Origin of the sequence: Actinoplanes sp. M2I2, assembly GCF_023544445.1 — a bacterium.
Taxonomy (GTDB): Bacteria; Actinomycetota; Actinomycetes; order Mycobacteriales; family Micromonosporaceae; genus Actinoplanes.
In genome coordinates, this window is record NZ_JALPVJ010000002.1 from 149,445 (window position 1) to 164,340 (window position 14,896).

Genomic DNA, 14,896 nt, shown 5'->3' on the forward strand with positions numbered 1-14,896 from the left:
TTCCGGCCGGTCGAACGCGACGATGCCGCGGGCCTGGCGGGCGACCGAGCAGCAACCGACCCTGAAGCCGGGCGACCTGCCCTTCGACTCACCCCACGGGTACGGCCCCAACAAGGTCGCGGCCGAGCAGACGCTCCTCGACAGCGGGTGGCCGGTGACGGTGCTGCGTCCGTCCAAGGTGCACGGTGAAGGCGCCACCCCGCCCCGGGAGTCGTACTTCGTGAAGCGGGCCCTGGACCGCCGGGAGGTCCTGCTGCTGGCCGGTCACGGCCGGGGCGCGGATCATCCGTCGGCGGCGGCCAATGTCGCCGCGCTCGCCGAGACCGTGGCGGAGCAGCCGGGGCGCCGCATCCTCAACATCGCGGACCCCGACGCCCCCGACGGCTTGACGATCTCCCGCACGATCGCCGCGCTGACCGGTCACCGCCGGCGCGAGGTGCTGCTCGACGAGGACGCCCCGCCGCGCCTGGGGCGGCACCCGTGGGATCGCCGCCCGCCGATCGTCCTGGACACCAGTGCCGCGGAGTCCCTGGGATACCGGCCGGTGGGCGACTACGCCACCACGGTCACCGAGGCGGTCCGGTCGATGCTCGACCGGGCCGCTCACGACCCCGCCTGGACGCCGCCCGGCGTCGGCTCCGGCTCGGCGGCCGACTGGTTCGACTACGCGGCCGAGGACTCCTGGCTCCGCGCCACCGGGTTTCGGTCGTGACGGCGCATCGGCGCGTCTCGAGGTCAGCGCCTGTTTCGTGCTGGGGGTCGAGTTGCGGTGCGGGCAGGCGACGGCTGGGCCACGCCGGTGCCCGGTTCCCACCACGAAACAGCCGGCACCGGTCCGGCGACGAACGCGACGCGGTTCCCACCACGAAACAGCCGGCACCGGTCCGGCGGCGAACGCGACGCGATCGGGCCGGCCGGACCGGGATTCCGGCCGACCCGATGGTGTCCGGCCGCTCCTCCTGCGAGCCTCACGGTTGACCTGCGGCTCAGCAGGCGATCCCGGCGGCCGTCGTGCGGCTCGGCGATCCACGACGGAGCCGGATCCGCAGCACTGCGTCAGGAGAAGACCATGCGCATCACCACGCCGTACGGGGCCACGTCGACGGCCGACGAGGTCTCCGAGGGCATCGACCTGACCGGCCGGCGGGCCGTCGTCACCGGCGGGGCCTCCGGCATCGGCGTCGAGACGGCCCGCACGCTGGCCCGGCGCGGCGCGTCGGTGACGCTGGCGGTGCGCGACGTCGAGCGCGGCCGCAAGGTGGCCGACGAGATCGGCCGGGGCGTCGAGGTGCGGCCGCTGGAGCTGACCGACCACGCGTCGATCACCGCGTTCGCCGCCGGCTGGGAGGGCCCGTTGGACCTGCTGATCAACAACGCGGGGGTGATGGCGCTGCCGTCGCTCACCCCCGACCCCCGGGGCTGGGAGTTCCAGTTCGCGACCAACCACCTCGGTCACTTCGCCCTCACCACGCGACTGCGTCCGGCACTCGCGGCCGCGGGCGGGGCCCGGGTGGTCAGCCTCAGCTCGTCCGCTCACCTGTTCTCGCCGGTCGTCTTCGACGACATCAACTTCAAGTTCCGCCCGTACGACGCCACGCTCGCCTACGCGCAGTCGAAAACCGCGGTGAACCTGTTTGCCGTGGCCGCCACCGCGCGCTGGCGCGACGACGGCATCACGGTGAACGCGGCCAACCCCGGCGCCATCGCCACTCCGTTGCAGCGCCACGTGGGCGGCAAGCTGGCCACCCCGGCCGATCTGCAGAAGACCACCGCACAGGGCGCCTCCACGTCGGTCCTGCTGGCCGTCTCGCCGCAGCTGGAGGGCATCGGCGGGCGCTACTTCAACGACAACCAGGAGGCCCAGCCCACCGACCGGCGACCCGCCGACGTCGAGGAACTCGTGCGTAGCGTCGCGCCGTACTCCCTGGACCCGGAGAACGCCGAGCGCCTCTGGGCGGTCTCGGCCGCAGCCGTCGGCCTGGGCCGGGGGTGACCGGACCGTGGCGGTCATTCCGCGCTTCGGACGTCGGTCCGGGTTGAGCAGACCGCGGGCCGGTCATTCCGCGGTCCGGACGTCGGTCCGAGGCTGAGCAGACCGTGGGGGCGGTCATTCCGCGGTCCGGACGTCGGTCCGAGGCTGAGCAGACCGTGGGGCGGTCAGCCCGCGGCCCGGACGTCGGTCCGGGGGCTCGGCCCGGCGCGGAGGACGCGGACGACCAGACCGGCCACGAGCCCGACGACACCGAGGACGAGCAGGGCCGCGTCCAGGCCGGACAGCGCGCCGCTGAGACCCAGCACGATCAGCGGGCAGAGGAACTGACCCAGGAACAGCGCCGACGTCCACACCCCGGTGCCCCGCCCGCGCTGCTCGAACGTGAGCGGCCCGAGGGCCCAGGTCAGCAGCGAGGGCAGCAGCAGGCCGTTGCCGAAGCCGGTGACCACGGCGACGAGGACCACCGTCGGCACCGAGGGGGCGAGACTCAGGCCGAGCAGACCGGCGCCCGAGACGGCGAAGGCCAGCGCGGCCGTCGTCGTGGCGCCCAGGCGCACCAGCCGGGAGAACAGGAAGGCGCCGGCGGCCGTGCCCAGCGACGCGATCGCGCTGACCAGGCCGATGGTGGCGGTCGAGGTGACGCCGATGTCGTCGAGCTTGAACGACAGTTCGACGATCAGCACGTAGAAGACGAGGCCGCCGATCAGGGTGACGGTGATCGGCGCGGCCAGGCGCGACCACGGCAGCGGGGGCAGGGCGGTCGCGGTGCGGGGCCGCGCGGCCGGCTGCCACAGATAGCGGGCCGCCAGCAGCGCCAGCGGGAGGCTCACCGCGTACAGCCAGAAGGGCGCCCGCCAGCTCTGCGCGCCCAGCGCGCCGCCCAGCCCGAAGAAGACGGTGGCGGCGATCGTGGTGCAGACGACCTGCAAGCCGAAGTAGCGGTCGCGATCGCGGCCGTGGAAGTAGTCGGCCAGCAGGGTGGTGCAGCACGTCATGATCGCGGCCTCGGTCAGGCCGACCAGCACCCGGCTGGCCACGATCATCGGCAGCGAGTCCAGCCAGAGCGGCGCGGTGCCGACGAATGCGTACGCGATCAGCGCGCCGACCAGCAGCCGCTTGCGGCCCAGCCGGTCGACCACGCGGCCGGCCACCACCGCGGTCAGTCCGATCATCAGCGCGGGCGCGGTCAGCACCACGGGGGTCAGGGTGCCGACGCCGGGCGTGCCGGCGAAGGCGTCCTCGATGCGCGGGAGCACCGGGGCCAGCAGCACGGAGCCGAGCACCGACAGACAGCTGGCCAGCAGCAGGATGGAGGCCTGGAGCGGTCCGGCCGGGCGGTCCTCGGCTGAGCGATCGGGGGCTGGGCGGTCGGGGGCTGGGAACTTCGACACGGGCATCTCCGGAGGTCGGTGATCGGCGTCACTGCGCCGAGTGTCGGCCCGGGCTCCGGACAACGGAAATCACTAGTTCTGACCAGCGATATCCACCAGACTGATGGCCGTGGCCCGCACGATCAGGTCGCGCAGATAGCGGTGGCCGGGGTCGTCGTCATAGGTGGGATGCCACCACATCGCCTCGATCAGCGGCGCGGCGTCGAACGGCGGCGGCAGGGCCCGGATCCCGCTGTTGAGCGGCAGCAGCTCGACCAGCCGCCGCTGCAGCAGGGCGATGCGCTCGCTGCCGGCGACCAGGCCGGGCACGGTCAGGAAGTTCTCGGTGACGACCTGCACGTGCGGTTCGACGCCGAGCATCCGCATCTGGCGTCCGGCCGGGGTGGAGGCGGTGGGGCCGTGGTACGACAGCACCCAGGGCATCGTCTCGAGGTCGGTCAGCGACAGCTGCGGGCCGACCGCGCTGTTGTCGGCCGACACCACACACACCCATTCGTCGCGGTAGAGGTCGAGATGCGACAGGTCGGTGACGAAGCCGTGCGGCAGCACCAGAAGGTCGGTGCTCAGCAGGGTCTGGGCGGCCCGGTCGACCCGCTCCGGGGTGTTCGGGATGAAGCGCAGCCGGCTGTGCGGCGCCTCCTGCGCGAGCAGCCGGGCGACGGTGTCCCCGATCAGGGTGACCATGTAGTCGCTGACCAGCATGGAGAACTCGCGGGTGGAGGAGGCCGCGTCGAAGTCCTGCTGGGCGGTGAACACGCGCTCCACACTGGACAGCGCCACCTGCGTACGGTCGCGGAGCTGCACGGCCAGCGGCGTCAGCCGATAATCGTTGCCCACCCGGGTCAGCAGTTCGTCGTCGAAGTGCCGGCGCAGCCGGGCCAGGGACGCCGACAGGGCGGGCTGGCTGAGGCCCATCTGGGTGGCCGCGCGGGTGACGCTGCGCTGCGTCAGGAGCGCGTCCAGCGCGACGAGCAGGTTCAGGTCGAGCGCGGCCAGGTTCACCGGGCCAGCGTATCCACGCCGTTGATGACCCACATCAGAAATCTCGTCTTCCCGGGACCGTCATGGTTGGCGGACCGTGGTGGCCATGCGAGAACTGGACCGGGCCGATCCGGCCGGCGCCGTCGCCGCCGCGGCGAAGCGCTGCTCCAACTGGGGCCGCTGGGGCGACGACGACGTCCTGGGCACGCTCAACTTCCTCGACGAGGCCAAACGGGTCGAGGGCGCCGGGCTCGTCCGGCGCGGCGTCAGCTTCTCGCTGGCCCAGTCGTTCGACGCCGACGGGCCGCAGAAGGGCTGGCGGCGACGCACCAACCCGGTGCACACGATGCTCGACACCGGACTGGACGCCGAACGCGGGCAGGGCTTCCCGCACGGGCTGGGCGGCGCCGACGACGTCATCTTCATGCCGTTGCAGGCCTCGACCCAGTGGGACGGCCTGGGGCACATCTTCGACCACGGCACCGCCTGGAACGGCCGCCGGGCCGGCGACGTGGTGACCAGCGAGGGCGACCTGGTCACCGGCATCGAGCACGCGGCCGCCCCCGTCGCCGGTCGCGGCGTGCTGCTCGACGTGGGCCGCGCGCTCGGCCCCGGCGGCGAGCTGCCCGACGGCTTCTCGATCACGGCCGAGCACCTGGCCGCCACCATCGCCGCCCAGGGCGGGTCGGCCCGCGTCGGCCGGGGCGACCTGCTGCTGGTCCGCACCGGCCGGCTGGCCCGGGCCCGCCGGGAAGGCTGGGGCGACTACGCGGGCGGCCCCGCGCCGGGCCTGTCGTTCACCACCGCGGATTGGCTGCACGACACCGAGATCGCCGCGATCGCCACCGACACCTGGGGCTTCGAGGTGCGGCCGAACGAGTTCGACGACGCCTTCCAGCCCCTGCACCAGGTGGCCATCCCGCACATCGGGCTGTTCATCGGCGAGATGTGGGACCTGGACGCCCTGGCCGCCGACTGCGCCGCCGACGGCCGGTACGACTTCTGGCTCACCGCCGCCCCGCTGCCCGTGACCGGGGCAGTGGGCGCGCCGGTCAACCCCATAGCCGTCAAGTGACGAAGGGACCCCTCACATGCCCGCCGTGAACACCGTCCTCGTGGTCGGCAGCGGCCTGGCCGGGACCGCGACCGCCATCCGGCTCGCCGCCCGGGGCGTCGCCGTCGAGCTGGTCGAGATCAAGCCCGACCTCGCCGTCCTCGGTTCCGGCATCACGTTGCAGGGCAACGCCTTGCGGGAGCTGCGCACCCTGGGCGTCTGGGACCGGGTGCGCGAGCACGGGTACGCCTTCGACGTCACCGGCATCCGCGCCCCCGACCCGCACGGGACGGTCGTGGCCGAGATCCCGGACGCCCGGACCGGCGGCCCCGACCTGCCCGCCGCGCTCGGCATGCCCCGGCCCGAGCTGGCCCGCATCCTCGTCGACCGGGCGGTCGAGGCCGGCGTCAAGGTCCGCTTCGGCACCACCAGCACGACGCTGTCGGCCGACGCGGACGGGGTCGACGTGTCCTTCGCCGACGGCTCGGCCGGCCGTTACGACCTGGTGGTCGGGGCCGACGGCATCCGGTCGTGGACGCGCCGCATGCTCGGCATCGAGCTGGAGACCCGGTCGACCGGCATGGGCATCTGGCGGGCGTTCGGCCCGCGGCCCGCGAGCGTGACCCGCACCGATCTGTACTACGGCGGCCCCAGCTTCATCGCCGGCTACTGCCCGACCGGCGAGAGCACCCTCTACGCGTACGTCGTGGAGGCCGCCCAGGACCGCTCCACCCTGACCCCGGACCAGCGGCTGGCCACCATGCGGGGCCTGGCCGGGGCCTACCACGGGCCGTGGGACGAGATCCGCGAGCGCCTCGACGACCCCGGCCAGGTCAACTACACCTGGTTCGAGACCCACCTGCTGCCCGCGCCGTGGAACCGCGGCCGGGTCGTGCTGATCGGCGACGCCGCCCACTCCTGCCCGCCCACCCTGGCCCAGGGCGGCGCCCAGGCGCTCGAGGACGCCGCGGTGCTGAGCGAGTTGCTGATCGACCGGGACACCCTCGACCAGGACCTGTGGGACGCCTTCCACGCCCGCCGCGTCGACCGGGCCCGCACCGTGGTCGACGCCTCCAACCAGCTCGGCCGGTGGCTGCTCGACCACGAGCGGGGCGACGTGCCCGGGCTCATGCGGAGCATCGCCGCCCTCGTCAGCCGGCCCGCCTGACTCCCAGGAGACTTCCATGACCCAGCGACTCATCACCCATCTGCGGCACGTTGATCTGGCCGTGCCCGACTACGCCAAGCAGCTCGACTTCTACACCCACACTTGGGGGCTCAAGCCCGAGCACACCGACTCCGGCTTGACCTTCCTGGCCGCCGAGGGCAGCCCCGAGCAGTACGTCGTCCGGCTGCGCGAGTCCGCCGACAAGCGCATCGACCTGATCGCCTTCGGCGCCGCGACCCCGGCCGACGTCGACACCCTGGCCGCCCGGGTGGCCGCCGACGGGGTCGAGCTGGTGACCGAGCCGGGCACCCTGCAGACCCCGGGCGGCGGGTACGGCTTCCGCTTTTTCGACAACGAGGGCCGTACGGTGGAGATCTCCGCCGACGTGGCCGTGCGCCGGCACCGCGGCATCGAGGCGGGCGAGTCCGTCCCGGTGCGCCTGTCGCACGTCGTCGTCAATTCGGCCGACCCCGAGGGCACCCGCGCCTTCTACGAGAAGCACCTCGCCTTCGCCCTGTCGGACACGCTCATGCACCCGCGGATGGGCGAGATGATGTGGTTCATGCGGGTCAACGCCTGGCACCACAGCATGGCCATCGCCCGCGGACCGCACCCGTCCCTGCACCACGCGAGCTTCGAGCTGCGCGGCCTGGACGAGTACATGCGCGGCACCGGCCGGGTGCTGCGGGCCGGGGTGGAGAAGATCTGGGGCCCCGGCCGGCACCTGGCCGGCAACAACACCTTCAGCTACTTCCTCGACCCCAACGGCAACACCATGGAATACACCACCGAGCTCGAGGAGATCGACGAGGACACCTGGCACCCGCACCTCTACGACTTCAGCGACCCCGGGGTCAGCGACCAGTGGGGGACCGCGAACGCCATGAACGAGTTCGTCGCCCAGCGGTCGTTCAACGACCCTGACAAGGGCCTGTTCCAGGCTCCGCCGGTCTGATGCGGTTCGCCTCGTACGCCGGGCCGGGCGGGGCGGTGCGCGCCGGTGTCGTCGGCGACGCCGGCCTGCACCCGCTGCCCGACGGCACGACCGTGCTCGGCCTCGTCCGCGCCGGATTGCCGGCCGCGCTCGACGCCGGCGCGGCCGCCCTGCCCGGTGAGGCGGTGCCGCTGTCGTCGGTGCGCCTGCTGCCTCCGCTCGAACCGCCGACCGTCCGCGATTTCGTCGCCTTCGAGGAGCACGTGGAGGGCGTCGTCGCCTCGGTCGGCGACGGAGCCGGCGTGGCCCCGGAGTGGTACGAGGCGCCGACCTTCTACTTCACCAACCCGTACGCGCTGGTCGGGGCCCACGACGACGTGCCGGTGCCCCCGGGCAGCCGGCTGCTCGACTTCGAGCTCGAGGTGGCCGTGGTGATCGGCCGGGACGGCGCCTCGCTCAGCCCGGCGCAGGCCCGCGAGCACGTCTTCGGCTACACGATCCTCAACGACTGGTCGGCCCGGGACCTGCAACGGCGCGAGATGAAGGTCAACCTGGGCCCGGCCAAGGGCAAGGACTCGGCCACCACGCTCGGCCCGTGGCTGGTCACGGCCGACGAGCTGGAGCCGTTCCGGGACGCCGACGGCTTCCTCGCCCTGGACCTGCGGGTGGCCGTCAACGGCATCGGGATCGGCCACGACCTGCTGTCCAACATGGGCTGGCCGTTCGAGGAGCTGATCGCGTACGCGTCCCGCGGCACCCGGGTCCGCGCCGGCGACGTCCTCGGCTCGGGCACGTGCGGCAACGGCGGCTGCCTGGCCGAGCTCTGGGGCCGGCGCGGCGCCGTCGACCCGCCCCCGCTGCAGCCCGGCGACGTCGTCGAGATGACCGTCGAGGGCATCGGGACCATCCGCAACCGGGTGGTGCCCGGCCTCGAGCTGCCCCCGGTGCGACCGGCCCGCCCCCGCCCCCGTCTTCGCCGGCGCTTGCCGCAACACTGAGAGGACCACCATGTTCGAGTACTTCCCGAGCGGGCCGTACACCTGGAACCTGAGCGTCGTCGCCACGCTCAACTCCGGGGGGCTGATCGACGAGGTCGACCGGGCCTGCCGGCCGATCAAGGAGGCGGCGAACGCGGGGGAGGACGCGGGCACGCGGGACTTCCTGCGGGCCTGGACGGCGCTGACCGATCAGCTCGTCGGTCAGGCCGAGGAAGCCGAGAAGGCCGGGCACACCCGCACGGCCGGCCAGTTGTACTTCCGGGCCACCAACTATCTGGCCCAGGCCGAACGCATGCTGGCCCACTCCGACCCGGACCGCATCCCCTCCTACCAGCGGCTCCTCGAACTGGCGCAGAGGGCGTTCGCGACGCACAGCCCGCGGGTCAGCCGCGTGGAGATCTCGTACGAGGGGACGTCGCTGCCGGCGTACTTCAGCGCCGCCCCCGCCACCGCGACCGGCCCGGCCCCGGTGGTCGTGCTGGTCAACGGGCTCGACTCCACCAAGGAGCACATGTACTCGTCGAACCACTGGCACGAGCTGGCCGCCCGCGGCATCTCCTGCCTGATGCTCGACCAGCCCGGCACCGGCGAGGCGCTGCGGCTGCGCGGCCTGACCGCCCGCGTCGACGCCGAGGTGTGGGCCGGGGCGGCGGTCGACTGGCTGGAGACACGCGCCGATGTCGACGCGACCCGGATCGGCATCGTGGGATGGTCGCTGGGCGGCTACTACGCGCCCCGCGCGGCCGCCTTCGAGAAGCGGTTCGCGCTCTGCGTGGCCTGGGGCGCCAACCACAACTGGGGCGCCGTCCAGCGCCGCCGGCGGGATCGCGAGGGCGAACGTCCCGTCCCGCACTACTGGGAGCACGTCCTGTGGGTCTGGGGCCACACCGACGTACGCGAGTTCATCGAGTTCGCCGACGCGGTCCACCTCGACGGCGTCGTCGACAAGATCACCGTGCCGTTCCTCGTCGCCCACGGCGCCGGCGACCGGCAGATCCCCCTCGAGTACGCCCACCGCTCCTACGAACAGGCGGTCAATAGCCCGAAGCGCGAACTACGGGTCTTCACGCCCGAGGAAGGAGCGACCGAGCACATCGGCCTCGACCACCTGCCGTACGTGAGCACCTTCATCGCCGACTGGGTGTCCGACACCTTCGCCGGCCTCCCGTCGGCGTGAGCAATCGACCGCCTCAGCGGCGGCGGCCGAACTCGTGGGCGAGGACGTCCCGGGTCACCGCGGCGCCGAGCCGGTCACCCTGGACGACGGCCCCGCGGTAGTGGACACCGGCCCAGATGCGGGCCTCCATCAGCTCGTTGCGGGCCGAGGAGAGACTGTCGAAGTGCCGGGTGGTGCCCGAGTCGGCGCTGTAGGCGCTGAACGACAGGTTGTCGCGGCCGAAGAACTTCCGCAGCGCCGTCATGATCGCCGACGTGTAGCAGGCGTGCCCGGACGGCCACTCGGGCGACGGCGCGGTGACCCGCAGCGGAGCCCAGGCCGGGTCGGCCACGGTCGCCGGGTTGCCGTCGGTGCCGGCCAGCGGGATCGCGTCCACCGGCCGCCAGAAGCTCCACTGCCGCTTCTGCGCGTAGCACGAGATCATCGCGTCGGCCGTGGCCACGTCGGCCATCGCCAGCAGGCGCGCCGTCTCGAGCGAGCTCAGCCGGTGGTCGGCCGCCAGGTCTCGCTTGATCGACCACTCCACCTGGCGGTAGTCGTCCCACCAGGTCGCCGCCTCGGTCTGGTCCTGGGTGCGCAGCGTGCTGGTGGCCGAGCCGATCGCCTTGACCTCGTTCAGCTGGCGCGCGTAGGCGGCGCTGGTCAGGGCGGGCGGCCCGGACACGCGGTGGTCGGCCGGGTCGATCGCGAACGGCTTCAGGGCGGCGAACCAGGCGCCGGCCTGCACGAAACCGGGCGGGGTCAGGCGATACTGGCCCGGAGCGGTGCCCACCGGCCAGGTCGCGGCCGCGAACGCGCCGTCGTTCTGCCGCTCGGCGATCATCGCCGCGGCCGTGACCTCGCCCACGCCGACACCGCGCTGCTCGGCGGCGCCGTCGGGAACCCCGGCGAGCGTCTCGTCGTACCGGACCCGCAACGCCTCGGCCTGAGCTGGGAAGAGCGACAGCAGCACGCGGTAGGCCGCCGCGGCCACCGCCGCCGGAGTCGAGTCACCGCGGCGGGCCGGGGGAGCGACGAGGTACGGCTCGTACGGGACACCGGCGATCGCGTTGGCCGCGTCGTACACGGCGCCCTGCACCATCGCGAAGCTGCGGGCGCCGGCCGTGGGCGACTGCCGGGCCACCTCGAAGATGGCCGTCTGGGCGTGGACGTTCCAGGCGAGGACGGCGTTGGGCGACGCCGGCCGCGCCGACGCCGCGGGCGGCGCCAGAATGGTCAGGCCGAGCGCGGTGACGACCGCCGCGCCGAGCAGGCTCCGAAAACGGACACGATGCGCCATGAAGTCCCCCGTGGGCTTGATCCAGATGTTCACAGTGGACTCATAGCATCGAGCACCACCGATCACTGGACAACCTCTCGGCCGGGGATTGCCGGTTCCGGACAGAAAGCTGGCAGACCGGTGATCAGTCCGATAGGGCGCCCCGGTCGAGGTCTCCGGCGAGCGTCTCGTACTCCTCCGGGCTGAGAAAGGCATAGTCCGGCGCCGAGAACGCCGGGTCCTCGTCGTCCTCGTCCGGTGGCCGACGCGGAGTCTCCGCCGCTTCGCTGTGCCATTGGGCGGCGACGTCACTGGTCTGCCGGACGACGACGTCCGGCGCGGGACCGGCCGGTCACAGCTGCAGCAGATAGCGGTCGATGGTCGGTTCCTCGTCCAGCACCGTGTCGGCGGCCTGGGCGTCGTCCATCCCGCTCGCGCACCACCGCGCCCGGAGGCCCTGGACCGCCGAGGAGCACCGCCATGGGCCCATCGTGCCCGATGCCTCGCCCGACCGGATGCCCGCTGGGTTGCCGCTGCCCTGCCGCAGCCCTGTCGGTGCCGTCCTTTCTGCGCGAGCATGTGGCGGTGCGAGCAGAACAGTCAGGACCACGACAGCCGGCACGCGACAGCGCGTACTTCGACCGTTGGTACGCGGAGATGGAGGCCTCGCCGGCGAAGGACGCGATCCTCAGGCGCCACCTCGACTTGCCCGCGGATCTCGGGTCGGCCGGTGTCGTGCCCTGGGAGGCCCTGGACGAGATCGCGCAGGCGCTGCGGATGCCCACGGATGGGTTGCTCGTCGATGTCGCCTGCGGCCGGGGTGGCTACGGCATCGAGATCGCGAAACGCAGCGGCACCAGGCTGATCGGTGTCGACTTCTCGGCGGTCGCGCTCCGGGACGCCCGGCGGATCGCCGCGCGGCGTCTCGGGCCCGGCCGGGCCGAGTTCAGGGTCGGCGTTCTGACCGACCTCGACCTGCCGACGGGGGTAGCCGACGCGATCATGTGCACGGATTCGGTGCAGTTCGCCGATCCCCCGGCCGCTGCCCTCAGCGAGTTCCGCCGCGTCCTCGCCGGTGGGGGACGATTGGCCCTGACCACCTGGCAGCCCACCTCACCGGGAGACCCGCGGGTCGTCAGCCGGTTGCGAAACCTAGACCTGCGCCGGGAGCTCGAGAGCGCCGGTTTTCACCACGTCGTCGTGGAGCAGAGGCTGCGGTGGCGAGCCGCCGAGCGAGGCGCCTACGAGGAAGCCGTAGCGACCGTCGATGACGGCCGCGACCCGGCTCTGGCCTCTCTGCGGGAGGAGGGCAGGCGCGCGTTGGACAGCTTCGAGACGCTGCAGCGCATCGTCGCCTATGCCACGGCACCCTGATCAGAGCCGCGTCGCTGTTTCGACAGTCAGCCCGACGCCCCGGCGGCCGGCCCCACGTCGACGCGGACGGTCAGGCGTTGGCCAGGGTGCGGCCGAGCAGGGGCAGCAGGCGATCCCAGTGGCGCTGCAGCGCGGCCGGGTCGAAGGCGTCGGTGTCGGACATGGTGAAGCCGTGCACGGTGCCGGGATAGATCTCGGACGTGTAGCCGGCTCCGGCGGCGCTCAGGGTGTCGTTGAGCTTCCCGAGGGCCGCCGGGGTGAGGTCGCTCTGGGCGTGACCGAAGTGCATCTCAGCAGTGATCCGGGAAAGGATGTCCGGGCCGTCGGCGCCCACCGGGGCGTGGAAAGCGGCGACAGCAGCCACCCGCCCGGGTTGGGCCGCGGCGGTGCGTACCGCCTGGAGACCACCGATGCAGTAGCCGGTCACCGCGACGGGTCCGGGACAGACTTCGGGTCGGCCGGCGAGGAACCCGAGGTAAGCGCCCGCGTCGCTCCGGGCGCGATCGGCGGTGTGTGCGGTGATCATGGGCAGGAGGTCGTTGAGGATCGCGGCCCGGGCCTCGTCTCCGATGTGCTCGGGAAGCTCGACCACCGGTGCCGGGCCGTGCCGGTAGAACATGTTGGGAACGAGCACGTAGTACCCGTGCCCGGCCAGGTCGCAGGCCATCTGCCGCAGAGCGGGCCGGATGCCGAAGCCGTCCGGGTACATCAGCACGGCCGGGCGTTGCCCGTCGGTGTCCGGGAAAGCGGCGAACGCGTCGGCCCGGCCGTCCGCGGTGGGTATGTAGACAGTCTCGGTGAGCATGACTTCTCCTGTCGTCGTTGAGGTCTCGACCTTGGTCAACACACGACGGAGGAGGCGCCCGCGCGCAAACGCGGGATGCTTCAGGGGGAGGCGGACCGGCACCGGCCCGTACGGCGCTCAGGAAGGCACCGGGTCACCGATCCGTGCGCGGCGCGACGCCATCCCGGTGGTCATGGCTACCGAACCTAGCCGATCAGCGGAGCCCGAGCCAGCCGCCGAACCGGGCCTTCCTGACACTGCCCCTCGGCGCGCCGGATGCAGCATGCCGGCTGGTCGACGGACCGTGCCGGCTCTCGTGTCTGTTGTTCAATGCTGTTGTGATCAGTTTTCAGGCGGTGGTCGAAGTCGAGCCGCTGGACGACTCGCCCGTGCCGTGGCCGGTGGCCCCGGCGGACGCGTGGTCCTGGCTGATCTTGAACGCCGGCTGCACGAGCGAGCAGGTCGGCTTGTTCGTGGCCGTGCTGGCGTCGCGGATCGAGACTCCGGCGTCGGCCGGTCCGGAGCAGGTGATGGATGCCCTGGCCGCCGAGGAGGTGCTCATCGTCAACGGCGGCCTCCTGGTGACCGATCCCGGCACCGGTGTGGAGGTTGTGCCGAACACGACGTCGGCCTCCCGCTCGCCGCGTTGCCGAGCCACCTTCTCGGCGTTCAACGACAGCTGACCGGTTTCCTGGACGCGGTCGCGCGTTGGGGGCAGTCCAGGGGCCTCGGTCAACGAACCGGTGCCCTGGTGACCGCGCTCGATCGCAGCTTCGCCATCACCGAGCCGTGGAAACCGCCGCTTCCTGAGTCCCCTTCATGAGCGCGTCGAGGGTGCTTCTCACTGCTCCCGCGCAGCGTCGGAATCATGGCGTGGTTTGCGGTCAAGGGCTGCCAGCTCACCGGCGATGCGCTCCCGTAGTGGCTGCAACAGGTCTGACACCTGGCTGCTGTGGTCGGCCGGTCCGCCGGACTCCGCGAGGTGTCGTACCTGCTTCTCGACGGCCACCAGTTCGTCGACGTACGGCCAGGTGGCGAGCGCACGGCTGGTCGCGAACAGCAGAGCCGCCACGTCGGTCACCTCGATCATCCCGTCGTGGAACCGGTCGAACGCGTCGAGCAGGTTGGTCAGCAGGCGATACCTGTCGATCGACATGCGCCGAGCCTAATCCGGCCGCTGTGGCGGGCGGCGAAAAGGTGTCGATGAACTGCGCAGCTGTCGATATCGTGACGTGGTGGTCGGTGCTCAGCGTTACCGGTACGTGGGTCCAGCGCAGATCCGCGACCAGGCCGTCGCGGTTCAGGCTTTCACCGCCGAGCCCGGCGACCTCGCGAGCCGGCTCACCGGTCGCCGTGACACCGAGCCGTTCACCTTTGTCGTCACGGTAGAGGGTCGGCTCAGGCTGGCGCCTCGGCGTACTGAGCACGTCGCTGTCGCGGGCGGACGGCAGGTGCTCGCCGCCGGGGAGATGACGTTCGCGCGCGACGGGTCCGGCTGGCGGGTGGCCGGGGTGACGAACCAGTCGACCGGCTACTGCCCCGACCCCGATTGCTGGCCGGCGGTCGGCCGGTCGCTCGACCGTCTCGGGATCGCGCACCCGGGGGACTTCACCGAGAAAGTGGTCTTCCGCCGCTGTCCCTCGTGCGGGGAGCGCAATGTCGTGCGTGACGGAGACTTCCTCTGTGCGCTGTGTGACAGCGAGCTGCCGGCCGACTGGAACTTCGCGTGATGACAACTCGCGTGTGAAAGAAACCGCGGGGCGCCCGGAGACGCCCCGCGGTCG

At 72.3% G+C, this 14,896-nt stretch carries 16 protein-coding genes; 10 read left to right on the forward strand and 6 right to left on the reverse strand.

Annotation, left to right across the window (positions count from 1 at the left end):
* Positions 1–22 precede the first annotated feature (22 nt).
* Together HJC40_RS04440 and HJC40_RS04445 are read left to right on the forward strand one after the other, a co-directional pair.
* The gene (locus tag HJC40_RS04440; protein ID WP_249998365.1) at positions 23–712 is read left to right on the forward strand and encodes a hypothetical protein; all 690 of its coding nucleotides are present in this window, start codon (positions 23–25) and stop codon (positions 710–712) included.
* A 357-nt stretch (positions 713–1,069) separates the two neighbouring features.
* Positions 1,070–1,993, forward strand: coding sequence for an SDR family NAD(P)-dependent oxidoreductase (locus HJC40_RS04445; RefSeq protein ID WP_249998366.1), 924 nt, complete (start codon positions 1,070–1,072; stop codon positions 1,991–1,993).
* 164 nt (positions 1,994–2,157) lie between these two features.
* Here HJC40_RS04445 and HJC40_RS04450 read toward each other — a convergent pair whose 3' ends face one another.
* Positions 2,158–3,384 carry an MFS transporter gene (locus tag HJC40_RS04450; RefSeq protein WP_249998367.1) on the reverse strand — a complete coding sequence of 409 codons (1,227 nt, stop codon included), beginning with the start codon at positions 3,382–3,384 and terminating at the stop codon, positions 2,158–2,160.
* A gap of 72 nt (positions 3,385–3,456) precedes the next feature.
* Positions 3,457–4,386, reverse strand: a complete 930-nt coding sequence (locus tag HJC40_RS04455; RefSeq protein ID WP_249998368.1) for a LysR family transcriptional regulator — start codon at positions 4,384–4,386, stop codon at positions 3,457–3,459.
* Positions 4,387–4,471: 85 nt separating this feature from the next.
* On the opposite strand from HJC40_RS04455, the gene HJC40_RS04460 reads away from it, so the two are divergent.
* The 5 genes from HJC40_RS04460 to HJC40_RS04480 are packed head-to-tail and all read left to right on the forward strand — an operon-like array spanning position 4,472 to position 9,696.
* Entirely contained in the window at positions 4,472–5,440 is a 969-nt protein-coding gene (locus HJC40_RS04460) for a cyclase family protein (RefSeq protein ID WP_249998370.1), read from the forward strand.
* A gap of 16 nt (positions 5,441–5,456) precedes the next feature.
* Entirely contained in the window at positions 5,457–6,587 is a 1,131-nt protein-coding gene (locus HJC40_RS04465; protein ID WP_249998371.1) for an FAD-dependent oxidoreductase, read from the forward strand.
* Positions 6,588–6,603: 16 nt separating this feature from the next.
* Complete coding sequence (locus tag HJC40_RS04470; protein WP_249998373.1) at positions 6,604–7,542, forward strand: VOC family protein; 939 nt, start codon at positions 6,604–6,606, stop codon at positions 7,540–7,542.
* Entirely contained in the window at positions 7,542–8,519 is a 978-nt protein-coding gene (locus tag HJC40_RS04475; protein ID WP_249998374.1) for a fumarylacetoacetate hydrolase family protein, read from the forward strand. The genes HJC40_RS04470 and HJC40_RS04475 overlap by 1 nt, the downstream gene beginning before the upstream one ends.
* Positions 8,520–8,529: 10 nt before the next feature.
* Entirely contained in the window at positions 8,530–9,696 is a 1,167-nt protein-coding gene (locus HJC40_RS04480) for a S9 family peptidase (protein WP_249998376.1), read from the forward strand.
* 13 nt (positions 9,697–9,709) lie between these two features.
* Here the strand turns inward: HJC40_RS04480 and HJC40_RS04485 are convergent, their stop codons facing one another.
* Together HJC40_RS04485 and HJC40_RS04490 are read right to left on the reverse strand one after the other, a co-directional pair.
* Entirely contained in the window at positions 9,710–11,008 is a 1,299-nt protein-coding gene (locus HJC40_RS04485) for a vanadium-dependent haloperoxidase (RefSeq protein ID WP_249998378.1), read from the reverse strand.
* Between the two features lie 298 nt (positions 11,009–11,306).
* Positions 11,307–11,444, reverse strand: coding sequence for a hypothetical protein (locus tag HJC40_RS04490; RefSeq protein WP_249998381.1), 138 nt, complete (start codon positions 11,442–11,444; stop codon positions 11,307–11,309).
* A 95-nt stretch (positions 11,445–11,539) separates the two neighbouring features.
* Between HJC40_RS04490 and HJC40_RS04495 the strand changes: the two genes are divergently transcribed.
* Positions 11,540–12,328: a class I SAM-dependent methyltransferase gene (locus HJC40_RS04495; RefSeq protein ID WP_249998383.1), complete on the forward strand. Its 789-nt coding sequence runs from the start codon at positions 11,540–11,542 to the stop codon at positions 12,326–12,328.
* Between the two features lie 70 nt (positions 12,329–12,398).
* Here HJC40_RS04495 and HJC40_RS04500 read toward each other — a convergent pair whose 3' ends face one another.
* Entirely contained in the window at positions 12,399–13,133 is a 735-nt protein-coding gene (locus tag HJC40_RS04500; protein ID WP_249998385.1) for a dienelactone hydrolase family protein, read from the reverse strand.
* A gap of 143 nt (positions 13,134–13,276) precedes the next feature.
* Between HJC40_RS04500 and HJC40_RS04505 the strand changes: the two genes are divergently transcribed.
* Entirely contained in the window at positions 13,277–13,795 is a 519-nt protein-coding gene (locus tag HJC40_RS04505) for a hypothetical protein (RefSeq protein ID WP_249998386.1), read from the forward strand.
* A gap of 158 nt (positions 13,796–13,953) precedes the next feature.
* Here the strand turns inward: HJC40_RS04505 and HJC40_RS04510 are convergent, their stop codons facing one another.
* Positions 13,954–14,268 carry a hypothetical protein gene (locus tag HJC40_RS04510; protein WP_249998387.1) on the reverse strand — a complete coding sequence of 105 codons (315 nt, stop codon included), beginning with the start codon at positions 14,266–14,268 and terminating at the stop codon, positions 13,954–13,956.
* Between the two features lie 79 nt (positions 14,269–14,347).
* On the opposite strand from HJC40_RS04510, the gene HJC40_RS04515 reads away from it, so the two are divergent.
* Complete coding sequence (locus tag HJC40_RS04515) at positions 14,348–14,842, forward strand: hypothetical protein (protein ID WP_249998389.1); 495 nt, start codon at positions 14,348–14,350, stop codon at positions 14,840–14,842.
* Positions 14,843–14,896: the final 54 nt, after the last annotated feature.